A 20,936-nucleotide genomic window follows, 5' to 3' on the forward strand; every position below is an offset into this window, starting at 1 on the left:
CACCGACGAGCCGGGAGGCCGCCATGCGAGACACGCTGCACCACTCCCCCGACGCACGACTCTCCACCCTGCCCGGCGCGACGATCATCCGGCGCATCCGACGCCTGCTGCTCTGGGGGCTCGGCACCGCGCTCGTCTACACCGGCCTGAGCGTCGCCTCGAAGGGCCTCTGCCGCGGCGGGATCACCGGCGACGGCGGCTACCTCGACGGGGACGGGCGCGCGACGACCGCCGTGCCGCTCTGCGTCGACCTCGTGCTGCGACCGAGCCCCGTCGTCTACGTCGCCATCGCGGCCATCGCGCTCATCGCCATCACACTCGTGCTCCGGCGCGCGGCCGACGAGGCATCCGCCCTGCGCACCCTCGACCGCGCCGTCATCCTCATCGTCGCCGTCACCGCCGCCTGGCTGGCGCTGACGCTCGTGTCCTTCATGTCGATCCCGCTCGACGCCTGGGACGGCGGCGAGCAGTTCTGGATCCCCTTCACCTTCGGCAATGTCGACATCGACGTCTCGCCGATGCAGTCGGGCGGCTGAGCGCTACCGGTCGGCGCGCGGGCGGCGTAGCCTGTGCCCGACGCGAACACGCCCCACTCGATCAAGGGAGACCGTCATGGCCGCACTCGCAGCGATCCAGCCCTGCCTCTGGTTCAACGACCAGGCGCGCGAGGCGATGGAGTACTACGTCGGGGTGTTCCCGGACTCGCGGATCAACTCGATCGAGGCCTACCCCGACGAGTCGCTCGACGAGCACTTCGCCGGCATGGGCGGCAAGGTCATCAACGGCAGCTTCACCCTGAACGGCATCGACTTCGTCTGCCTCGACGGCGGCCCGCTGTTCACCTTCAACGAGTCGATCTCCTTCGTCGTCTCCTGCGCCGACCAGGCCGAGATCGACCGCTATTGGGCGGCGCTCTCGCACGTGCCCGAGTCGGAGCAGTGCGGCTGGTGCAAGGACCGCTTCGGCGTGAGCTGGCAGATCATCCCGGCGAACATGTCCGAGCTGATGCAGCGACCGGCCCAGGTGCAGGTGATGATGGCGCAGAAGAAGATCGTGATCGCGGAGCTCGAGCAGGCCTGAGCGCACGCCCCGCGGGCCTGGTCCCCGCTCCCCGCGGGCCTGGTCCCCGCTCCCCGCTCCTGCTCCCCGCTCCCCGCTCCCGCTCCTGCTTCCCGCTTCCCGCTCCCCGCTCAACCCGCGAGGGGGTCGCATTCCGACATCCGCTCCGCCATGCACCCGTGCCGATGTCGCAAATTGACCCCTTGGGCTGGGGTGGGTGGGGGCGGGAGGGGCGGGAGGGGTGGGCGGGCGGCGGGCGGCGGGCGGCGCGCCTGCGGATAGCCTGGGCGGATGGATGCCTCCGCGTACGCCGCCGCCCTCCGCACCCAGCTCGACCGGGTCGCCGACGCCGCCGCCGCGAAGCTCGAACGCATTGTCGCCGCCGCGCCGGAGACCGCGCAGGAGCTGCAGCTGCTCGTTTTCCCCGATCAGGACGGCGAGGGCGGCTTCTCGATCGTCGCCACGCTCGAGGGCCCCGACGCGTACGTGCTGAACCGCGCGATCGAGGCCGACCGCACCCTCTTCGAGGTGCGGCACGGCGCGCAGGGCCCGACGCCGCCCGTGCCGATGTTCGCCCCCGGCCGGGCCGGCTTCGAGGTGCGCGACGTCATCGTCGACGCGGCGAGCGGCTGGCTCGAGGAGATCTGGGCGCGGGCGGCCCGCGGACGGAGCCCGATCCCCGGGTATATCGCGGGCATCGACGGCTGGGGCACGGTCGCTCCCGTCGAGCTCGAGGCCTGAGGACGCGGTGGGCCGTCGCCGTCACTCCCAGCCGCCGTGCATCCCACACTTGGATACAAGTTGTATCCTGGGCGCGATGTCCAAGACGCCGCCTGAGAAGCCCGCCCGGCCCGCTGCCGAGCCGACCGCACCAGCGACCGGCCCCGGCCACGCCACCGCGCACGCCGCGGGGCTCGAACGGCGACTGCGCCGCTCCCGCATCCTGAACGTCGTGCTCGGCGCGCTCGCAGCGTTCCTCGCGGTCGTCGTCCTCGCGCAGGCCCTGCCCGGCGCGACGGGCGGCGCCACCGCGAACGGCGACCCGGCCGGCAGCCATGCGCCCGCGACCGGCGCACCCGCCGCGAACGAGAACCCCGAGAACCCGGCCATCGCCAAGCGCGACCCCGACGACCCCTTCGCCATCGGCAGCGTCGACGCGCCCATCGTGCTCGTCGAGTGGGCCGACTTCCGCTGCCCGTTCTGCGCGGTGTTCACGAACGACACGATGCCCGTCATCCTCGACGAGTACGTCGACGCCGGGCTCGTGCGCTACGAGTTCCGCGACGTCGCGTTCTTCGGCGACGAGTCCGTCGACGCGGCCGTGGCGGCCCGTGCCGCCGGCGAGCAGGGGCGCTTCCCCGAGTACCTCGCCGCCCTCTACGCCGCGGCGCCCGAGTCGGGCCACCCCGACATGCCGCGCGAGAAGCTGCTCGGCTTCGCCGAGGCCGCGGGCGTCCCGGACCTCGCCCGCTTCGAGGCCGACCTCGACCGGCCAGAGCTGCGCGACGCGGTGACGAAGAGCACCGCCGACGCGCAGGCGCTCGGCGTCTCGAGCGTGCCCTTCTTCGTCGTCGGCACGCAGGCGATGGCGGGCGCGCAGCCGGTCGACGCGTTCCGCGAGTTTCTCGACGCCCGGCTCGCCGAGGCCGGCGTCGACGCCCCCGGGGCCGAGCAGGCGCGCTGACCGTGGAGCTCGGCCTCGCGGGCGCGCTCGTCGGCGGCATCCTGACGCTGCTGAGCCCCTGCTCGGTGATGCTGCTGCCCGCGTTCTTCGCCTACGCCTTCACCACGCCGGGCCGGCTGATGGCCCGCACGGGCGTCTTCTACCTCGGGCTGATCACGACGCTCGTGCCGATCGGGGTGCTCGCCGGCACCGTCGGCGCGTTCGTGAGCGCCAACCGGGTGCTGCTCGTGACGATCGCCGCGGTCGTCGTGATCGTGCTGGGGCTCGTGCAGCTGCTCGGCATCCCGCTGCCCGCGTTCACCCGTGAGCAGCCCGGCGACGTCGGATCGATCGCCTCGGTGTACCTGCTCGGCACGGTCTACGGGCTCGCCGGGGTGTGCGCGGGGCCGGTGCTCGGCTCGGTGCTCGCGCTCGCGGCGCTCGGCGGCAGTCCGCTGCAGGGCGGCGTCGCGCTCGCGGTGTTCGCGTTCGGCATGACGGTGCCGCTGTTCGTGCTCGCGTTCGCCTGGTCGCGCTCCGCGTGGGTGCGCCGGCTCGTGCGCCCGCGCACCGTGCGCATCGGCCGGTGGACGAACACCTGGACGCAGATCGTCGCGGGTCTCCTCGGCATCGGCATCGGCGTGCTGCTGCTCGTCACCGACGGCACCGCGGCCCTCGGCGGGGTGCTCGGTGCGACCGCGCAGTTCGAGCTCGAGGCATCCGCGCTCCGGCTCACCTCGGCCGTGCCCGACCTCGCGGTCGCGGGCGTCGCGCTCGCGGTGCTGCTCGCCGCCTGGCTGCTGCACCGGCGGGCGCGGCGCCAGGGTGCTTCGGAGCGCGACGCGTCCGGCTCAGACGCAGCCGGCGACGAGCGGAGCGGCGCGTGACGCTCGCGGCGCGGACGGATGCAGTGAGCCCCGCCGCGCGCGATGATAGGCGGGTGCCCACGCCCGACAGCGCCGCGCTCCGCGCGCACACCGCCATCCGCGCGGCGATCCTCGACGGCAGCCACCGCCCCGGCGAGATGCTGAGCGAGAACGAGCTCGCCCAGGGGCTCGGCATGAGCCGCACGCCCGTGCGCTCGGCGCTCACCCGGCTGCAGGACGAGGGGTGGATCACCATCTACCCGAAGCGCGGCGCGCTCGTCCGCCAGCTCAGCGACCGCGAGATCGCCGAGCTCGCCGATGCCCGGCTGATCCTCGAGGCGATGGGCGTGCAGCGGGCCTCGACCGAGGTGCGCCGAGCGCTCGCCGGCCGGCTCGAGCCGCAGCTCGACGCCCAGCGGGAGGCGCTCCTCGCGCGCGACCTCGACGGCTTCGTGACGCTCACGATCGCGTTCCACCGCTCCTTCGTGGAGGCGGCGGGCAACGCGGTGCTCGCCGAGATAGCCGACCGGCTGACCGATCGGCAGCGACTGCTGCTCAGCGCGCACCGGGAGACCCTGTTCGAGCGGGTCGAGGAGACGATCGCCGAGCATCGCGCCCTGGTCGAGCGGCTGCGCGCCGACGACCCGGCCGGCTTCGCCGCGGCGCTCCGCGGCCACCTGATGGACACGCACGGCCCGGAGCTCGGGCCGGTCTAGCCGGTCGCGGACCGGCTACTGCGCGCGGCGCTCGAACCAGCGGCCGTGCAGCTCGGTGACGTCGATGCGCACCCAGCGGTCCTTCTGCTCGGGCGCCCAGGGCTCGATGCCGAGCCGCTCGGCCGCGGCCACCTCGCCCTGCCGGTCGAACTCCCGCGCCGTGCCCTTCGCGACCACGCTGAACGCCTCGCGCTCGGTGAAGCCGTCGACCTGGAACGCGACGTGGTCGCGGATCGTGAGCTCGAGCAGCTTCGTGCCCGGCGCGGTGCGGAAGACGATCGAGGTGCCGTCGATCTTGTGGTTCACCGGGAAGATGTCGACCTCCCCTGCGACCGCGAGCGCGACGCGGCCGTACGGCGCCTCGCGCAGCCGCTGCCAGCACTCCTCGTCACTCAGATGCCTGGTCGGGTTCCGTCCGTCGACCTGTTCGCTCATACTCCGACGCTAGGCCGATCGGATCGGCAAGGCCAGAGCCGGGACGCGTCACCGACGGACGGATGCCTCGTCCGCGCCGCGGTCTCCGGCGCGGTCGGCGGCGCGGTCGGATGTCGGCGGTGCGCGGCAGAATCGGGGCATGACGAAGCCCACGCAGATCGATCCGCCCCAGCTCTTCCGCAGTCCGGCGTTCGCGCAGGGAATGCTCGCGCCGGCCGGTCCCGTGCTCTACGTCGGCGGCCAGAACGGCACCGACGCCGAGGGGGCCCTGCTGAAGGGCCTCCGCGCCCAGACCGAGCAGGCGCTGCGCAACGTGCTCGCCGTGCTCGCCGAGGGCGGCACCGACGCCGAGCACGTGGTGAAGCTCACGATCCACCTCGCGCCCGGCATCGACCCCTCCGACGCCTACGCCGCGACCCGCGAAGTCTGGGGCGACCACCGCACCGCGGTCACCGTGCTCAGCGTCGCCCCGGCCCGGCCCGGCGCCCTCGTCGAGATCGACGCGATCGCCGCGGTTCCTGCGGCCTGAGGCGCACCGCCGCTCAGGCGAGCGGGCGCAGCCGCGCGGTGATCCAGGCGGTCGCCGCGTCAAGGCCGATCGCCCCGTCGGCGACCTCCTCGATGAACTGCGCGGTCTCCTCCACCGGCCCCGGCACGAGGTCCATCCTGTTCAACTCGAGGAAGGCCACCGTGACGAACCAAGAGAGGCGCTTGTTGCCGTCGGCGAGGGCGTGGTCGCGGACGACGGCGATGAGCAGGGCGGCCGCCTTCTCCTCGAGGCTCGGATGCACCTCTTCGCCGAAGACGGGCAACGGCGCAGCGAGCGCCGACAGCAGCAGATTGCGCCCGCGGGTCCCATCCTTGAAGTGAAAGCCCTCCGCCTCGAGCAGTGCCTCGACGTCCGCGGGGTCGAGGTACTCCGTCATCGGGCGAGGCGGTCGAGGAGCGCCCGGTCGCGAGTCCGGACCCGCTCGAACGCGGCCAGCGTGCGTTCGGTCTTGTCGGCCCGCACCGCGAGCTCGTCGAGGGCGAACTGCACGACGTCGGTCTTCGAGCGCCCGAAGCGGGCGGCGAGCGCCTCGAGCAACGCGTCGTGCTGCTCGTCGAGGCGGAGCGTCATAGCCATGAGAAAACCTCCTGATGGGATGGTATCACCTTGATACCATCCCATCAGGAGCACGACCGCGGAGGCGGGCCGAGGCGCAGCGCCGCTCAGGCTGCGAGCCGCCCGACCGCCCGCGCCCGGATGAGCACGGCTTGCCCGTCGAGGTACGCCACCGGCAGCTCCTCCACCGCGACGAGCTCGATCGTCGCCGGGTCGGCGCCCGCCAGGCGGGCGCGCTCGGCGGCCTCTCGCGAGGCATCCTCCCGCGACGCCCGGCGGTCGGTGCCCTCGAGCCGGTAGATCTTCTCGACCTGTCCGGCGATCTCGCCGAGCGCGGCGCCCACCGCGTTGGCCGCACCGAAGTGCTCGGGGCGGATCAGCTCCGCGACCCCGTCGAGCTCGTCGGGCGCGATGATGCTGCCCCCGCCCACGAGGATGACGGGCACCGGCGCGGCGTTCGGCTTCATCCGGTCGATCGAGTCCTCGAGCAGTTCGCGGATGCCGGCCCAGGCGGCCGCCCCGGTCGCGCCATCCAGCTCGGGGGCGGTGAGCCCGTCGATCGTCGCACCGCCCACCGCGAGCGCCACATCGGTCGCGGTGAGCGTGCCACCGCCGAACGCGAGGCCCTCCTGCGGCAGACGGTAGCCGACGCTGTCGGGTCCGACGGTGACGCCGTCACCCTGCGGGCGCACGATCGTGCCGCCGCCGAGGCCGACGGACAGCACATCGGGCATGCGGAAGTTCGTGCGGATGCCGCCGATCTCGACCGCGTGCGCCGACTGCCGGGGGAACCCGCCGACGAGCACGCCGATGTCGGTCGTGGTGCCGCCGATGTCGACGACGAGGGCGTCGCTCGCCCCCGAGAGGTGCGCCGCGCCGCGGATCGAGTTCGTCGGGCCGCAGCCGATCGTGAGCACCGGGAACTCGAGCGCGTACTCGAGCTGCATGAGCGTGCCGTCGTTCTGCCCGAAGTACGGCGTCGCCTCGATGCCGCGGGCCCGCAGCGCCCCGACGAAGCCCTCCGCCATCTGCGTGAGCGTGCGCATCAGCGCCGCGTTCAGCACGGTCGCGTTCTCCCGCTCGAGCAGTCCGAGCGAGCCGATGCGGGCCGAGCGCGAGACCGGCACGCCGAGCTCCTCGGCCACGATCGCGGCGACCCGCTCCTCCTGCCGCTCGTCGACCGGCGAGAAGACACCGACGACGGCGACCGCATCGACCTCTCCGCGCATGCTGCGGCAGGCCTGGCGCACGGCGTCCTCGTCGAGCGGGGCGAGCAGTCGCCCGTCGACCTCGTAGCCGCCCGCGACGAGGTGGGCGTGCTCGCCGATCGCCCGGCGCAGATCCTCGGGCCAGCCTTCGAGCGGCGGCACGGCGGTCGTGGCCGGCGCGCCGAGCCGGAGGATGCCGACCCGGCCGAGGCCGCGGCGCTCGACGATGGCGTTCGTGCAGTGCGTCGTGCCGAGCATGGCGTGCGTGACGAGCGCCGGGTCGATGCCGGCGGCATCCAGCACCGCGTCGATCGCGGCGGCGACGCCGTCACCGGTGTCGGCGGTGGTCGGCCGCTTCACGGAGGCGACGACGTCGAGCCGGCCGTCGAGCACGACCGCGTCGGTGTTCGTGCCGCCGACGTCGATGCCGATGCGATAGCCCTGCGCTGCGGTCATCACGCCGCCTCCTTCCGCTCGCGCCGCTGCCGGGCGAGTTCCTCGACGGGAATCCAGTCGACGTCGTAGCCGAAGTGCGCGGGACCCGCGGTCGCGAGGCCGGCCTCGGTGCGCCACTTCTCGTGGCAGGGCATGGCGATGACCGTGACGCGCGCGCCGTAGCGCAGCGCCTCGGTCGTGATCGGCAGGCCGGTCGCGAGGTCGAGCACGGCGATCAGGTCGGGCGTGACCGCGGCGAGCTCGCCGTCGCGGCGGGCGAGCAGCATCTCGTTCTGGAAGTCGAGGCGGAAGCCGCGGCCGCGGTCCTCGCCGACGCCGTCGAGCTCGGCCGCGCCGCGGGTGAAGCCGCCGACGACCTCGCGCTGCAGGTCGGCGACCTTGCCGTCGAACAGCCGCACGGCGTCGAGTTCGGCGCAGAGCGCGTCGATCTTCTCGTCGTCGCGCAGTTCGGCGCCCGAGGCATCCCGCCCCAGCAGGATGCGGCCGATCCGCTGCGCCTGCGTGAGCGTCGCGGGGATGGCGCACTCGCGCACCACCTCGCCGCCGTAGGCGTAGTCGATCATCGTGGCCGCACCGCCCATCTCGACGGTCGCGGCGCGGGCGAGCCGCTCGGACCAGGCGCCGTCGACGGGCCGGCTGACGACCTCGTTGCCGCGGTGGTCGACGAGCACCGTCGCGCCCGGGCCGTAGCCGGCGAGGTGGAACGTCACCATCTGCGCCTCGGGGAAGGCCCGGCCCATCGCGTCGCCGTCGACGACGGGGAGGCCCGCGAGCGCGGCCGCCGCGATCGGCAGCATCGAGTTGCCGCCGCCGACCTCGATCGGCATGATCGCCGTCGGCACGCGGCGCACCGCGCCCTCGATCGCCTCGAGCGCGGCGAGCAGCTCGGACTCGGCCTGGATGCGCTCGACGCTCACGGACGGGGCGCCGATACCGCCGATCGGCACCACGAAGTCACGGTCTTCGAGGGCGTCGACGTCGATGAGGCGCACCGGTCCGTGCAGGCGGATGAGCCGCTTCGCGATGAGCGAGCCGACGTGCGGGTCGCCGCCGCCGCCCGTGCCGAGCACGGCCGCGCCGAGGGCGATCTCGTCGATGTCGGACTCGGTGATGAGCCGCTCGCTCATGCGCGGGCCTCCTCGGGGTCCAGGCCGGCACCGGCGGCGGCCCCGGTGGCGGCGCTCGCAGCAGACTCGACCTGCTCCGGCAGTTCGCGCCGTCGCAGCGGCAGCAGCGCGAGGTAGACCACGAAGCCGACGATGAGGCCGTCGAGCGCCGAGATCGTGGTGAGACTGAACCAGCCGAGGCCGAGGCCGTCGGCGGGGTTCGTCGTCGCGAGCGCGACGAGGATGCCGACCGCCCACGCCGCGATCGCCCAGCCGTCGACCGTGGGCACCGCCGCGCCCGCGCTCCAGCGGGGGCTGCGCCGGCCGGTGAGGTACGCGGCGAGGTAGACGCCGCCGTACGGTGCGATGACGACGCCGATCGCGAGGATGAACGGCACGAAGAAGTCCGCGGCGCCCGCGACGGCGATGACGATGCCGATCGCCCCGCCGATGATCGTCAGCGTGCGCCGGTTGAGCCGCCCGTTGATCGAGGCGAAGCTCAGGGCCGCGGAGTAGATGTTCGTCGTGTTCGTCGTCCACTGCGCGAGGATCAGCACGACGACCGCGACGACGCCCAGCCCGAGGGCGAAGTAGATGGTCATGAGCTCGGACTGGTTCATCACGCGGGCGAGCAGGATCGCGACGACGATGATGATCGAGTTGCCGAAGAAGAAGCCGACGAAGCCGGCCGCCATCGCCTGCTTCGGCGTCTTCGCCCAGCGCGCCATGTCGGGGGCCGACACGACGCCGAGGATGAAGATGCCCATGACGAGCGAGACCGCGCCGCCGAAGGTGATGGTCGCCTCGACCGGTGCGTCGAGGCCGCTCGCGCCGTGCACGGCGAAGGCGACGATGACGCCCACGACGAGCAGGATGAGCAGCAGCGGCACGGCGAGCGTGCTGAGCCGCGAGATCGAGCGGTACCCCCAGAGGGCGGTGAGCACCATGAGCACGCCGCCGATCGCCGTGAACAGCTGCACGGGCAGCTCGAGCCCGGTGAGCTCGGTGAAGGCGATCTGCGCGTTCGCGCCGAAGAAGCCCGCCTGCACCGCGAACCAGCCGAGCAGGCTGATCGCGAGGGCCAGGGCGAGCACCGCTCCGCCGATCTTGCCGAACACGGCGCGCGAGATCATCGCGGTGGACAGCCCGGTCGCGGCGCCGACGTAGGCGCACGCCATCGCGAGCAGGCCGAGCAGCAGGGAGCCGGTGACGGTCGCGAGGATGGCGGGCCAGAAGGCCATGCCCGAGGCGAGGGCGATGCCGAGGAAGGCGCCGGAGAGGTCGATGCCGATGGCGATCCAGACGGCGGCGATGGAGATCCAGCTCTTGCGCTGGTCGGCGGGCACGGTTCCGTGCTCGTAGTCGGTCGAGTCCATGGGGGTTCTTTCGGAAGCGAGAGTCGGACTTGCCCAACTTTCATGAAAGTCGGGCAAGTCGGGAGGGGGGATGCCGGTCAGGTGGAGAGCGCGGCGGCGAGCTGCCGCCAGGCGTGCTCGAATCGCTCGCGGTACACCTCGGGCGCGTAGTGCGTGAGCTGCAGGAACAGGCCGTCCATGATGACGAAGACGAGGGCGGTGAATCCCTCGGGGTCGCCCGGGGCGAAGCTGCCCGCCGCGACGCCGTCGTCGTAGGCCCGGCGCACGGCGGCGGCGAGCTCGGACTCGGTGTCGAGGAAGATCTGCCGCAGCGCCTGCCCGTCTGGGCCGTATTCGGCGAGCGCGGCGCGCAGGCTGAACTCGGCGAGGTCGGGTCGGTCGCGGTAGTACGACTCGATGCCGCCGAGGAAGTGGCGCAGCCGCTCCAGGGGCGGCAGTGCGCCGCTTCGCTGCACGAGCTCGTCGAAGAACGCGGTGTGCTCGACGACGACCTCGGCGTAGACCGCCTCGTACAGCGCCTCCTTGCTGGGGAAGTGCGCGTACAGGGAGGGCGTCTTGATTCCGACGGCCCCGGCGATCTCGCGCAGGCTCGCCTCGGCGTAGCCTCGTCGCCCGAACACCGCACGGGCTTCGGAGAGGATCTGCGCTCTGGTCATGGCCTGCCTAACGATCATTAGTTAGGCAGAGGCTAGTCCTCGATCCCGCGGCATGCAAGAGCGGTTTCGCCGTGCGTCGCCGCTCAGAGGGCGAGCTTGAACCCGACGTGGGATGCCTCGAAACCCAGCCGCTCGTAGAAGCGGTGCGCGGCGTCGCGGCGCGCGTCGCTCGTCAGCTGCACGAGCCGGGCGCCGCGCTCGCGGGCGTGCCCGATCGCCCACTCGATCATCGCCGCGCCGATGCCGCCGCCGCGCAGCGTCTCAGCGACGCGCACCGCCTCGATCTGCATGCGGGTCGCCCCGCCGCGCGACAGGCCCGGGATGAACGTCAGCTGCATCGTGCCCACGATCGCGCCGCCCGGCCCCTCGACCACGACGAGCAGCTGCGAGGCATCCGCGTCGATGACCTCGAACGCGCGCCGCGCGGCGGCGGCGTCGCTGCGCGACTCCTCCCGGCGCAGCACGTCGCCGGCGAGCAGCTCGAGGATCGCCTCGACGTCGTCGCGCTCGGCACGGCGCAGCGCGTAGCGGGACCCGGATGCCTCGATGGTGGTGAGCGTCACCCTCCCACGATGCCACGCATCGAGGCATCCACCGGGTCCCGCCCGCGCTCAGTCCGCCGTGACCGCGCGGACGAAGCCCGCGACGTTCTCGCGCAGCGCCTCGATGCGGCGCTCGCGTGCGGCCTCCACGTCGAAGCCGAGGTAGGCGACCGGCGGCCGCTTCCGCACGTTCTTCGAGCACTGGAAGTCGGCGCAGACGAGCGTGCCGACGGTGTCGCCGCGGCGGCCCGCCTGGCCGCCCCGCTTCGCGACGTAGAAGAGCACGTCGTTCGGCAGGTGCACGTCCTCGCACCACGCGCACTGCGGCCGGGAGCGCAGGCGCCCCTCGGCTCGGCGCAGCATGATGCCGACGGGTCCCTGCTCGCCCGGGACGACCGCGTACGCGACGAGCGGGAGCTTGGGATCGCGCCAGCCGAGGAAGTCGAGGCGATCCCAGTCGAGCTCGGCGAAGCCGGGCGGCAGGGTGAGGGCGGCGCGTTCGCGCACGCTGGCGTTGACGAAGGAGGCGCGGATCTGCGCGTCGTTCAGGGAATGCATGGTGAAGTGACCTTTGTCTGCGTGGCGCCCGGAGACGGGCGGCCGGAGGAAGCGATGACCTCGGCGCGCGGGCGCGCCGAACCGCGGCCCCTCCTGCTCGCGCGCGGAGGAACCGGGGGCGGGGTCACCTGATCGCGGCGCGTGGGGCGCCGGAGACCTCCTGGATGCAGACGGATCGAAGCACGGAGTCGAGTGTACTCCGGTGCCCGGCCAGGCGGCCCGACCGGCTCAGCGGTCGGCGTAGCGGTCGAGGAAGTCGATCGTCTGCACGAAGGCCTCCTGCGCCTCGTCGAGTTTGAAGTGGAACTGGTACTCGTGCGGCAGCTGCGGCTCGTGGTCGGCCGGCCAGAACAGCTCGGTCGTCTCGACACCGGCGTCGTGCAGGGCGTTCGACATCGGGATCGACTCGATCCAGGTGAGCGCGTCGCCGTTGCCGCCGCTGATGAAGGTGGGCGGCAGCTCCTCCGTGACGAACTCGATGGTCGACATCGTGCTGCCCGCGTAGTCGCTCGACCAGTTCTTCGTGCCCGTGTAGGCCCACAGTGCGACCTTGAGCCCCCACTGCCCGATGCCGTTCAGCTCGGCCATCGCGGGCAGGTCGTAGACGCCGCAGTTCAGCACGAGCGCCGAGAGCTGCTCCGGCTGCAGCGCGGGCTCGATGCCGAGGAGGTGCGCGTACTTCTGGTTGGTGGTGAGCACGGCGAGCTGGCTCGCGAGCTGCGCGCCGGCCGAGTCGCCCGCGAGCACGAGGTGGTCGGGGTCGACGCCGTACTCCTCGGCGTGCTCGAGCAGGTAGCCGAGGGTGTCGTTCAGCTGGTTCACCGCGGTCGGGTAGGTGGCTTCGGGGGCGACGGTGTAGTCGACGCCGATCGCGGTGTAGCCGTGGCTCGCGATGAGGCTGAGGTAGGGGGCGACGTTCTCCTTCGAGCCCGAGATCCACGCGCCGCCGTGGATCCAGACGACCGTGGGGTGCGCGCCGCTCGCGCCGGCCGGGGTGAACACGTCGAAGCCGGTGCCCGGCCCGCCCGCGACGTCCGTCGCCTGGTCGAGCCGTGCATCCACCGGGCCGGCGGGCTCGGGCCCGTACTCGAGCATCTCCTGCGCGGTGGCCGTGCCGCCCTGCTCGAACACCGAGCGGATGAGCATCGCCGCGGGCCACGGGGTCGCCGAGGTGAGGCCGGTGACCGCGACGATCACGAAGGCGGCGATGAGTGCGGCGAGGGTCCAGCGCCGTGCGCGGCGCGAGAGCGGCGGCCGCCGGTCCAGGACGGCGGCGTCAGGGTCGGTGCGCGGTCGACGGGTCACGCCTCACATGCTGGCAGCCGACCGGCGCGTCGCGGGAGCGAACGGGGTGGCCCGGCCTACTGCACCGACCAGCCGCCGTCGCTCGGCAGCACGGCGCCGTTGATGTTGACGCCGTCGTCGCTCAGCAGGAAGGTGATCGAGGCGGCGAGCTGCTCCGCCGTCGCGATCGTCGGGATCTGCTGCTGGAACGGGCTGAGTCGGGCCTGCCCGGCCTCCGAGACGTGCGGCGGGAACGGGATGCCGGTGGCGACGCCGCCCGGGGCGACGGCGTTCACGCGGATGCCCTGCGGCCCGTACATGAAGGCGGCGCTGCGGGTGAGGCCCACGACGCCGTGCTTCGAGACCGTGTAGGCGTTGCCCGAGGCGTTGCCGCGGATGCCGGCCTCGCTCGCGACGTTCACGACCGAACCGCGGCCGGCCTCGACCATGCCGGGCAGCACCGCACGGGTGAGCTTGAAGACGCCCGTGAGGTTGATGCCGATGACGCGGTCCCAGATCGCGTCGCTCGTCTCGGCGAGCGGCGAGAAGTCGTCGTTCACACCGGCGACGTTGGCGAGGCCGTCGATGCGGCCGCCCGCGGCGGCGACGACGCGGTCGATGTCGTCCTGCTTCGTGACGTCGGCGGCGACCGCGACGACCTGCCCCTCGGGAGCGGAGGCCGCGAACTCCGCGAGCCGCTCGGCGGAGATGTCGACGGCGACGACCCGGCCGCCCTCGCGCACGATACGCGAGGCGGTGGCCCGGCCGATGCCGGACGCCGCGCCGGTCACGACGATGGTGCGGCCGTCGAAGCGGCCGGGCGTCACGCGCTCCTGCCAGCCGGATGCCTCGGCGTCGCCATCGGGCATGACGCCGCCGTTCGCCTTCAGCACGAGGTCGTCGATCACAGACTGCGGAAGCTGGCCCTGGCTCAGGGCGACGAGCTGCTGCAGCGGGAGCCCCTTGATCGGGGCGAGCGTCTCCTCCGAGGCGCCGCTCGCGGCGAGCAGCCCGCGCACGAGGGGGCCGCCCTCCGGGTGCTCGAGCCACTGCTCGATCGAGCTGTTCGCGGTCAGGGGGTGGTGCGACATCGGGGTCTCCTTCTTCGGTCCCAGGCGCGTGATCTCGCGTCTCGTTCAGAATATCCGACATTTGTGGGAAAACCGACGAATGTCGGAAATCTCCCAGCTCTCGCGCCGTCGAGCTGGCAGAATCGCACGGTGGATGCACGAGTCGAACGGACCAGGCGGGCGCTGCAGGGCGCGCTGCTCGAACTCGCCCGCGAGCGGCCGTTCGACGAACTGAGCGTCAGCCTCATCGCCGAACGAGCCGGCGTCAACCGCAGCAGCTTCTACCAGCACTACGGCGACCGCGACGAGCTGCTCGCCGACGCCCTCGACGCCGCGGCCGACGCCGCCGGCGCGAGCGCCCCCGAGCTGGAGCTCGTGCCGACCGGTCGGCCGCCGGATGGCATGGCGCACTTCCTCGCCCACTTCGCCGACCACGCCGAGCTCTACCGGCGGGCGCTCGGCCCGCGCGGCTCCGCGCTCGTCGTCGCCCGGCTCCGGGGCCGGGTCGCCGCCCTCGTGCGCGAGGGCGTCGCCCGCACCCACTCGCACGCCTTCGACGAGATGCCCATCGAGGTCGCCGCCGGCGGCCTCGCCGGCTCGATCGTGGGCGTCATCACCGCCTGGCTCGAGCTCGACCCGCTGCCCGACGTCGACGTCGCCGCCGAGTGGCTCTGGCGCATGGTGCTCGGCCCCGGCGACACCCGCGAGCTGCCCTAGCGCCGGTGCGCCCGCGTTGTCGGCGGCGGATGCCAGACTCTGCGCATGGGGATCGAAGTTCGCCCGGCCGACGTCTTCGACGACGTCGCCGCCGTTATCGGGCCGAAGAAGCCGACGTCGAACGTGTGCTTCTGCCTGAGCTACCGCCTGCTGTCCTCGAAAGAGAACGTGTCGCTGAAGGAGCCGGCCCGATCCGCCAGGGTGCGCGAGCTCTGCGCGCAAGACCCGCCGCCCGGCGTGCTCGCGTACGATGGCGATGAGCCGGTCGGCTGGGCTGCCGTGCACCCGCGCGCCGACACGAGCTTCGCGAAGAACCGGCGCATCCCGCACGTCGACGAGCTCGACGTGTGGTCGGTGTGGTGCTTCCGGGTGCGCCCCGGCCACCGCAAGCAGGGCCTCGTGCACCACCTGCTCACCGGGGCCGTCGAGTTCGCGCGCGAGCGCGGTGCGCCCGCGATCGAGGGCTACCCGGTCGACAACCGGGGCGAGAAGGTCGACCTGACCATGGCCTACGTCGGCACCCGGGCGGTGTTCGAGGCGGCCGGTTTCGAGAAGGCGTCCGATACGCAGTCGGTGCTGTCGGGGCATCCGCGCGTCATCATGCGGCTCGACCTCAGCTGAGGGCGAGCTCCCGAGCGGCGTCGAGCGCCGCGGCGGCGTCGACGTCGGCGGTGTCGGGCTGCCCGTGATCGGCGCGCACCACGCGCAGCACCGAGAGCGCCGGGTCGGCCGCGCCGCGCACGTGCCCGCCGGGCATGGCCGCGATGCGGCGCAGAAACGCGACCACCTCGGCGGTGATGCGCTCGCCGGGCAGCACGTTCGGGATGCCGGGCGGGTACGCCGCGAGCGAGTCGGTCGACACCCGGCCGACGGCCTGTTCGATCGGCACGGCCTCGCCCGGCGCGAGGAACGCGTCGCGGGGGCGCATGACGAGCGGCCCCGGCGCGGGCAGCGCGAGCGCACCGGCGCGGGCGACGAGGGCCTCGCCGGCGGCCGGCTCGACGGCCGGGATCGCGTGCAGTGCCTCGACGATGCGGCCGATGTCGGGCACGGCCCCCGCGCCGAGCACGGCGACGACGGCCGAGTCGGTCGAGATCTCGAAGGAGACCCCCTCGTGCTCGAGCCGCTCGCGCACCGCGTGCCCGTTCAGCCCGGCCGCGCCGACGTCGATCGAGACGCGCAGCGGGTCGACCGCGACGATGTCCTCGAAGCGGTCGAAGCCGTCGCTCACGATGCCGAAGCGACCGCGCGCCCGAACCGCCTCGCGCAGCCGGTCCGCCGCCTCGATCGACCGGGCGATGCGGGCCTCGCCGTGCTCGATGCTGTCGCGGGCGAGGTCGAGCGAGGCGAGCAGCAGCGCGCTCGTGCTCGTCGACTGGGTGAGCGCGAACGCGCGCTCGAGCAGCGGCTCGAGCTCCGCGGCGAACGGGCCGTCGCCGAGGTGCAGCATGGCCGACTGGGTGAGGCTGCCGGCGAGCTTGTGCGTGCTCGAGACGACGAGGTCGGCGCCGAGCGCGAGCGGGTTCTCCGGCAGCGCCGGGTGGAAGCCGAAGTGCGCACCCCAGGCGGCGTCGACGATGAGCGGCGCGCCGACCGCGTGGGCGGCCTCGGCGAGCGCCGCCACGTCGGCGACGGCGCCGAAGTAGCTCGGTGAGATGAGGTAGACGGCCTTGGGCCGGGCCTCGCCGCGCTCGATCGCGTCGCGGAGGGCGGCGGGCGAGACGCCGTGGTTGATGCCGAGCACGGGGTCGATCGTGGGCGCGACGAAGGCGGGCACGAGGCCGGCGAGGATGATGCCGTCGATGAACGAGGAGTGCGCGCTGCGCTGCGCGAGCACCGGGGCCTCCGCCGCCCGGAAGGAGCCGAGCGCGATGGCCGCCATGCGGTTCGCCTGCGAGGCGCCGTTGGTAAGGAACCAGGTGCGCTTCGCCCCCCAGGCCCCGGCCGCGAGCCGCTGCGCCTCGTCGAGCGCATTGCCCGGCCCCTTGTCGAGCCCGGAGAGCAGCGGCGTCACGTCGTGGCGCAGCAGCTCGGCCCCGAAGTACTCGGCGAGCGCGGGCGCCGCCTCGGCGTCGGCGCCGTGCCCGGGCACGTACAGTCGCACCCGGTCGTCGCGGGCGGCGTACTGGGCGAGGGCGTCGGCGTAGGGGGCGGTCATGCCTCGATCCTCCTCTCGAGCGCTTCGATACGGAATAGCGGGTAGGCTGCAGATCTCGATACTGGGTATGGAGGTGAGCGACGATGCTCGACCTGCGGCAGCTGCGCGCCCTGCGCGCGGTCGAGGAGCACGGCTCGCTCGCCCGGGCGGCACGGGCGCTCGACTGGAGCCAGCCGACCGTCTCGCACCACCTCGCCGCGCTCGGCCGGGTCACCGGAGCGCCGGTGATCGCGAGCGATTCGGCCGGCACGAGGCTGACCGACGCCGGACGCGCCTGGCTGCCGCATGCCGTCGCGATCACCGAGCGCGCGGAACGGGCGCTCGCCGAGGTCCGGGACGCGCTCGAGACGGGGCGGCGCACGGTGCGCTTCGGGGTGTTCCCGACGGCCGCGGCCCGGCTGCTCCCCCAGCTTGTGCGGGCGCTCGACGGACAGGGATGGCGCGTGGAGGCCTTCGAGGCCGAGCTCGACGGCATCGAGGCGGCACTCGGGCGGATGGCGCTCGACGCGGCCGTCGTCTACGACACCCCCGGCGAGGCGCCTCGCGCGATGCCGGGCCTCACCCGTACCCGACTCTTCACGGAGCGCTTCTCGCTCGTGCTGCCGGCGGGGCATCCGCTGAGCGAGGGCGGGCCGGTGCCGCTCCGCGCCCTGGCCGGCACGCCGTGGATCATCGGCACGAAGGACGACGACCCGGTCGATGCGGCGTTCCGCGCCGCGGCGCGGCGGGCGGGCTTCGAGCCCGTGATCGGCCCGCGCAGCGACGACTACCGGGTGGTCGTGGAGTACGTCGCGGCCGGGCTCGGGGCCGCCCTCGTGCCCGAGCTCGCGCTGCCGGTGTGGCGCGACGACCTCGTGCTCGCACCGCCCGCTGGGCTCCGGCTCTCGCGCGAGGTCTCGCTCGTCACGGCGGCGACGATGGAGCCGGGGCTGCGCGACGCGCTCTCGGCGGCGCTCGACGCGGGCGCCGGCGGCGAGCGCGATCCCGCCTAACGCACGGGCGCCCGAGCAGGCCTAGAGCACCGCGCCGATCATCGCCTCGCCGAGCGGGGTGCGCAGGTGCAGCACGCTCGTGCCCTCGCGGCGGCTCGCAACGAGCCCGGCCTCGCGGAGCACCGTGAGATGGTGCGAGGCGGTCGAGACGGCGAGCCCGGCGTCGGCGGCGACCTGCGAGGTGCTGCGGGGGCTGTGCGCCGAGAGCAGGATGCCGGCGCGGGCGGGGCCGAGCAGCGCGCCGAGCGCGGCCTCGATGGATGCGGGGTCGCGCGCCCAGCGCTCGGTGACCCCCTGCGCCGGGTAGAACACGGTCGGCTGGGCGGGCGGTTCGGTGAGCACCATGCAGCCGAGGGAGCTCATCACCGAGGGCACGAGCACGAGCCCGCTCCCCCGGCAGTCGAGCGCCTCGCGGTGCAGGCGCAGCTGCACGCGGACCGAACCCTCGCTCCAGCGCACCGAGGGGTGCAGCTCGTCGATTATGCTCGCGAGTCCCGCGGTCGCGACGCGGCGGGCGCGCACGGCGATGTCGGCGCGCAGGATCCGTTCGAGCTGCGGCCAGACGGGGGCGAGCGCGGCTTCCCAGACCGCGTCCCAGGCGTCGGCGACCATCGCGCGCGCCCGCTCGGGGGCGGCGATCATGCGGCGCAGCGCGGCCTGCCTGGCCCCCTCGGAGCGGAGCACCATCTTCTCGAGGTCGACGAGCATGGGGGCGATCGGCGCCCGCCGGATGGCCTCGGCCTCGTCGGCCGGCTCGAGGTCCCACGCCGGGTCGGAGGTCAGGAAGTCGGGCAGGTAGCCGTCGACGCCGATGAGCACGGCGAGGAGTTCGAAGGGCTCGCGCGGCAGGCGCTCGCGCACCGCGCGCAGCCAGCCCCACTGCAACGGATGCTCGGCCGGGCGCTGCAGCACGCGCACCGCGTGCGCGAGTTCGTGGCCGGGCGAGACGCCGAAGCGGATCGCGGAGACGTCGCCGGGCGCGAGCCGGAAGTCGACGAAGTTTCGATCCACATCGAAAGACTACCGAGCGCGGATGCCTCGGGCGGAAGCTCATCGCATGTCCGCACACATCGTCACCGCCGAGGAACTCCGCATCGGCACCCGCGGCACGCGCCGCTTCGAGGGCCGCGAGCACGGGGCCGCCATCTCGTACTTCTTCGTCGACAACCGGCCCGGCGAGGGCGCCGAGCGGCACTGGCATCCGTACCACGAGACGTGGCTCGTCATCGAGGGCACCGCCCGTGCCACGATCGGAGACGAGGAGCTCGAACTGCACGACGGCGACACCGCCACCGTGCCGCCGAACACCTGGCACGGCTTCGTGAACGCCGGGCCGGGCAGGCTGCGCCTCATCGGCATCCACGCCTCCGACACCATCGTCCAGACCTCCTGACCACCCGCCGACCGACCACCAGGGAGCACCGCATGTCGTTCCAGAGCTACCTCGACAACATCGAGACGAAGACCGGGCTGACGCCCCGCCAGTTCCTCGAGCTGGCCCGCGAACAGGGCTTCGACGAGACCACCAAGGCCACCCCGATCGTCGCCTGGCTGAAAGCCGACTACGGCCTCGGCCAGGGGCACGCCATGGCGCTCGTGCACGTCATCACCAAGGGTCCGAAGATCAGCCAGAAGCACGTCGGCACCGACGGCGTGCACCGCGACGCCACCGACACGCTCTGGCTCGACGGCAAGGACACCAACCCGAACCGCTGAGTTCACCGGGCATTCACCGCCGCACTGCCGACCGTCCTCCTACGGCTCCTACCTTCGCTCTGGCGCTGCGGTCCCGACGCCCGCTGCACAGCTCGGGCGGCCCGGCGCCAGACGGAGGACACGCGTTGAAGAAGCACTACGCACTCGGTGCGCTCGCCCTGTCGACCGCGGTCGTGCTCGGCCTCGCCGGCTGCGCCGGCGGCTCGGCCGACGCCGCGGGCGGCGACGGCGGGACGGATGCCGCGACGGCCACGAGCCTCGCCGATTTCGGCGATCTCGCCGCGCTCGAGGAGGCCGCCAAGGCCGAGGGCCAGCTGAACGTCATCGCGCTGCCGCGCGACTGGGCGAACTACGGCGAGATCCTGGACCTCTTCGCCGAGAAGTACCCGGAGATCACGATCAACGAGGCCTCTCCCGACGCGTCCAGCGCCGAGGAGATCCAGGCCGCCGAGACGAACGCGGGCCTCGACACCGCGCCCGACGTGTTCGACGTCGGCCTCACCGTCGCCCTGCAGAACACGAAGCAGTTCGCGCCCTACCAGGTCGCCACCTGGGACGACATCCCCGCCGAGCTGAAGGAGCCCTCCGGCCTCTTCGTCGGCGACTACGGCGGCTACATGTCGATCGGCTACGACTCGGCGAAGTACGCCGAGCCGGCGAGCCTCGACGCGCTGCTCGGCGCCGACTACAAGGGCGCCGTCGCGATCAACGGCGACCCGACCCAGGCGGGCGCCGCGTTCGCCGCGGTGGGCCTCGCGACCGTGCAGTCGGACGGCACGCTCGACGACTTCCAGCCCGGCATCGACTTCTTCCAGCAGCTCAACCAGGCCGGCAACCTGTTGAAGGTCGACGTCACCACCGCGACGGTGACCTCGGGCGAGACCCCCGTCGTCTTCGACTGGGACTACCTGAACGCCGCGCACACGGCCGACAACCCGAACTGGAAGACGGTGATCCTGCCGGGCACCGGCTACGCCGGCTACTACAACCAGGCCATCAACGTGGACGCCCCGCACCCGGCGGCGGCCCGGCTCTGGCAGGAGTTCCTCTACAGCGAAGAGGTGCAGAACCTCTGGCTGAAGGGCGGCGCCCGCCCCGTCCGCGCCGAGGCCATGGCCGACGCCGGCACCATCGACCAGAAGCTCTTCGACGCGCTCCCAGAGGCGCCGGAGGACACGGTCGTGCCCACCGAGGAGCAGTCGACGAACGCCGGCACCCTGCTCGGCGAGAAGTGGGCTGCGGCGGTCGGCTGA

General features: G+C 73.1%; 26 protein-coding genes. 13 read left to right on the forward strand and 13 right to left on the reverse strand.

The features are described from left to right. The first annotated feature begins 23 nt into the window (after positions 1 to 23). From ACFWE1_RS13380 to ACFWE1_RS13405, 6 genes are all read left to right on the forward strand, one after another. Positions 24 to 536: a hypothetical protein gene (locus tag ACFWE1_RS13380; RefSeq protein WP_376933920.1), complete on the forward strand. Its 513-nt coding sequence runs from the start codon at positions 24 to 26 to the stop codon at positions 534 to 536. A 76-nt stretch (positions 537 to 612) separates the two neighbouring features. Continuing rightward, entirely contained in the window at positions 613 to 1,080 is a 468-nt protein-coding gene (locus ACFWE1_RS13385) for a VOC family protein (RefSeq protein ID WP_376933921.1), read from the forward strand. A gap of 270 nt (positions 1,081 to 1,350) precedes the next feature. Further along, positions 1,351 to 1,800 carry a DUF6389 family protein gene (locus ACFWE1_RS13390; RefSeq protein WP_376933922.1) on the forward strand — a complete coding sequence of 150 codons (450 nt, stop codon included), beginning with the start codon at positions 1,351 to 1,353 and terminating at the stop codon, positions 1,798 to 1,800. 76 nt (positions 1,801 to 1,876) lie between these two features. Then, on the forward strand, positions 1,877 to 2,743 hold the full coding sequence (locus ACFWE1_RS13395; RefSeq protein WP_376933923.1) for a DsbA family protein: 867 nt from the start codon (positions 1,877 to 1,879) through the stop codon (positions 2,741 to 2,743). A 2-nt stretch (positions 2,744 to 2,745) separates the two neighbouring features. Then, positions 2,746 to 3,609, forward strand: a complete 864-nt coding sequence (locus ACFWE1_RS13400; RefSeq protein ID WP_376933924.1) for a cytochrome c biogenesis CcdA family protein — start codon at positions 2,746 to 2,748, stop codon at positions 3,607 to 3,609. A 53-nt stretch (positions 3,610 to 3,662) separates the two neighbouring features. Then, positions 3,663 to 4,304, forward strand: coding sequence for a GntR family transcriptional regulator (locus tag ACFWE1_RS13405; RefSeq protein WP_376933925.1), 642 nt, complete (start codon positions 3,663 to 3,665; stop codon positions 4,302 to 4,304). Between the two features lie 15 nt (positions 4,305 to 4,319). On the opposite strand, the gene ACFWE1_RS13410 is transcribed toward ACFWE1_RS13405, so the two are convergent. Beyond that, positions 4,320 to 4,739, reverse strand: coding sequence for a pyridoxamine 5'-phosphate oxidase family protein (locus ACFWE1_RS13410; protein WP_376933926.1), 420 nt, complete (start codon positions 4,737 to 4,739; stop codon positions 4,320 to 4,322). A 139-nt stretch (positions 4,740 to 4,878) separates the two neighbouring features. Between ACFWE1_RS13410 and ACFWE1_RS13415 the strand changes: the two genes are divergently transcribed. Continuing rightward, on the forward strand, positions 4,879 to 5,268 hold the full coding sequence (locus ACFWE1_RS13415; protein WP_376933927.1) for a RidA family protein: 390 nt from the start codon (positions 4,879 to 4,881) through the stop codon (positions 5,266 to 5,268). Between the two features lie 13 nt (positions 5,269 to 5,281). Here ACFWE1_RS13415 and ACFWE1_RS13420 read toward each other — a convergent pair whose 3' ends face one another. The 10 genes from ACFWE1_RS13420 to ACFWE1_RS13465 all read right to left on the reverse strand — a co-directional run bounded on the left by ACFWE1_RS13420 (position 5,282) and on the right by ACFWE1_RS13465 (position 14,121). Further along, positions 5,282 to 5,665 carry a type II toxin-antitoxin system death-on-curing family toxin gene (locus ACFWE1_RS13420; protein WP_376933928.1) on the reverse strand — a complete coding sequence of 128 codons (384 nt, stop codon included), beginning with the start codon at positions 5,663 to 5,665 and terminating at the stop codon, positions 5,282 to 5,284. Continuing rightward, positions 5,662 to 5,865, reverse strand: coding sequence for a TraY domain-containing protein (locus ACFWE1_RS13425; RefSeq protein WP_376933929.1), 204 nt, complete (start codon positions 5,863 to 5,865; stop codon positions 5,662 to 5,664). Before ACFWE1_RS13425 ends, ACFWE1_RS13420 begins: the two co-directional genes overlap by 4 nt. Positions 5,866 to 5,951: 86 nt before the next feature. After that, complete coding sequence (locus ACFWE1_RS13430) at positions 5,952 to 7,508, reverse strand: hydantoinase/oxoprolinase N-terminal domain-containing protein (protein ID WP_376933930.1); 1,557 nt, start codon at positions 7,506 to 7,508, stop codon at positions 5,952 to 5,954. Further along, entirely contained in the window at positions 7,508 to 8,635 is a 1,128-nt protein-coding gene (locus ACFWE1_RS13435) for a DUF917 domain-containing protein (protein WP_376933931.1), read from the reverse strand. Before ACFWE1_RS13435 ends, ACFWE1_RS13430 begins: the two co-directional genes overlap by 1 nt. Further along, on the reverse strand, positions 8,632 to 9,990 hold the full coding sequence (locus ACFWE1_RS13440; RefSeq protein WP_376933932.1) for a cytosine permease: 1,359 nt from the start codon (positions 9,988 to 9,990) through the stop codon (positions 8,632 to 8,634). The genes ACFWE1_RS13435 and ACFWE1_RS13440 overlap by 4 nt, the downstream gene beginning before the upstream one ends. Positions 9,991 to 10,067: 77 nt before the next feature. After that, a complete protein-coding gene (locus tag ACFWE1_RS13445) occupies positions 10,068 to 10,646 on the reverse strand; it encodes a TetR/AcrR family transcriptional regulator (RefSeq protein ID WP_376933933.1) in 579 nt (192 codons plus the stop codon). An 83-nt stretch (positions 10,647 to 10,729) separates the two neighbouring features. Then, entirely contained in the window at positions 10,730 to 11,209 is a 480-nt protein-coding gene (locus ACFWE1_RS13450) for a GNAT family N-acetyltransferase (RefSeq protein WP_376933934.1), read from the reverse strand. 48 nt (positions 11,210 to 11,257) lie between these two features. Next, positions 11,258 to 11,746 (reverse strand): FBP domain-containing protein, encoded by a 489-nt coding sequence (locus tag ACFWE1_RS13455; RefSeq protein ID WP_189085774.1) that lies wholly within the window; start codon positions 11,744 to 11,746, stop codon positions 11,258 to 11,260. Positions 11,747 to 11,974: 228 nt separating this feature from the next. Next, entirely contained in the window at positions 11,975 to 13,051 is a 1,077-nt protein-coding gene (locus tag ACFWE1_RS13460) for an alpha/beta hydrolase fold domain-containing protein (protein ID WP_376933935.1), read from the reverse strand. A gap of 56 nt (positions 13,052 to 13,107) precedes the next feature. Further along, the gene (locus tag ACFWE1_RS13465; RefSeq protein ID WP_376933936.1) at positions 13,108 to 14,121 is read right to left on the reverse strand and encodes an SDR family NAD(P)-dependent oxidoreductase; all 1,014 of its coding nucleotides are present in this window, start codon (positions 14,119 to 14,121) and stop codon (positions 13,108 to 13,110) included. 129 nt (positions 14,122 to 14,250) lie between these two features. Between ACFWE1_RS13465 and ACFWE1_RS13470 the strand changes: the two genes are divergently transcribed. Beyond that, entirely contained in the window at positions 14,251 to 14,817 is a 567-nt protein-coding gene (locus ACFWE1_RS13470; RefSeq protein WP_376933937.1) for a TetR/AcrR family transcriptional regulator, read from the forward strand. Positions 14,818 to 14,862: 45 nt separating this feature from the next. Next, positions 14,863 to 15,438, forward strand: a complete 576-nt coding sequence (locus ACFWE1_RS13475; RefSeq protein ID WP_243569203.1) for a GNAT family N-acetyltransferase — start codon at positions 14,863 to 14,865, stop codon at positions 15,436 to 15,438. Here the strand turns inward: ACFWE1_RS13475 and ACFWE1_RS13480 are convergent. Next, the gene (locus ACFWE1_RS13480) at positions 15,431 to 16,975 is read right to left on the reverse strand and encodes an aminotransferase class I/II-fold pyridoxal phosphate-dependent enzyme (protein ID WP_376933938.1); all 1,545 of its coding nucleotides are present in this window, start codon (positions 16,973 to 16,975) and stop codon (positions 15,431 to 15,433) included. The genes ACFWE1_RS13475 and ACFWE1_RS13480 overlap by 8 nt on opposite strands. Before the next feature lie 83 nt (positions 16,976 to 17,058). Here ACFWE1_RS13480 and ACFWE1_RS13485 point away from each other — a divergent pair, with 83 nt between their 5' ends. Beyond that, the gene (locus ACFWE1_RS13485) at positions 17,059 to 17,967 is read left to right on the forward strand and encodes a LysR family transcriptional regulator (RefSeq protein ID WP_376933939.1); all 909 of its coding nucleotides are present in this window, start codon (positions 17,059 to 17,061) and stop codon (positions 17,965 to 17,967) included. A 21-nt stretch (positions 17,968 to 17,988) separates the two neighbouring features. On the opposite strand, the gene ACFWE1_RS13490 is transcribed toward ACFWE1_RS13485, so the two are convergent. After that, the gene (locus tag ACFWE1_RS13490) at positions 17,989 to 18,978 is read right to left on the reverse strand and encodes a DUF5937 family protein (protein WP_376933940.1); all 990 of its coding nucleotides are present in this window, start codon (positions 18,976 to 18,978) and stop codon (positions 17,989 to 17,991) included. Between the two features lie 46 nt (positions 18,979 to 19,024). Here ACFWE1_RS13490 and ACFWE1_RS13495 point away from each other — a divergent pair, with 46 nt between their 5' ends. The 3 genes from ACFWE1_RS13495 (at position 19,025) to ACFWE1_RS13505 (ending at position 20,936) form a co-directional block, all read left to right on the forward strand. Further along, the gene (locus ACFWE1_RS13495) at positions 19,025 to 19,360 is read left to right on the forward strand and encodes a cupin domain-containing protein (RefSeq protein WP_376933941.1); all 336 of its coding nucleotides are present in this window, start codon (positions 19,025 to 19,027) and stop codon (positions 19,358 to 19,360) included. A gap of 32 nt (positions 19,361 to 19,392) precedes the next feature. Then, positions 19,393 to 19,683 (forward strand): DUF4287 domain-containing protein, encoded by a 291-nt coding sequence (locus ACFWE1_RS13500; RefSeq protein ID WP_243569208.1) that lies wholly within the window; start codon positions 19,393 to 19,395, stop codon positions 19,681 to 19,683. 125 nt (positions 19,684 to 19,808) lie between these two features. Beyond that, complete coding sequence (locus ACFWE1_RS13505) at positions 19,809 to 20,936, forward strand: ABC transporter substrate-binding protein (protein WP_376933942.1); 1,128 nt, start codon at positions 19,809 to 19,811, stop codon at positions 20,934 to 20,936.

It is taken from the genome of Agromyces sp. NPDC060279 (assembly GCF_042726785.1).
Taxonomy (GTDB): domain Bacteria; phylum Actinomycetota; class Actinomycetes; order Actinomycetales; family Microbacteriaceae; genus Agromyces.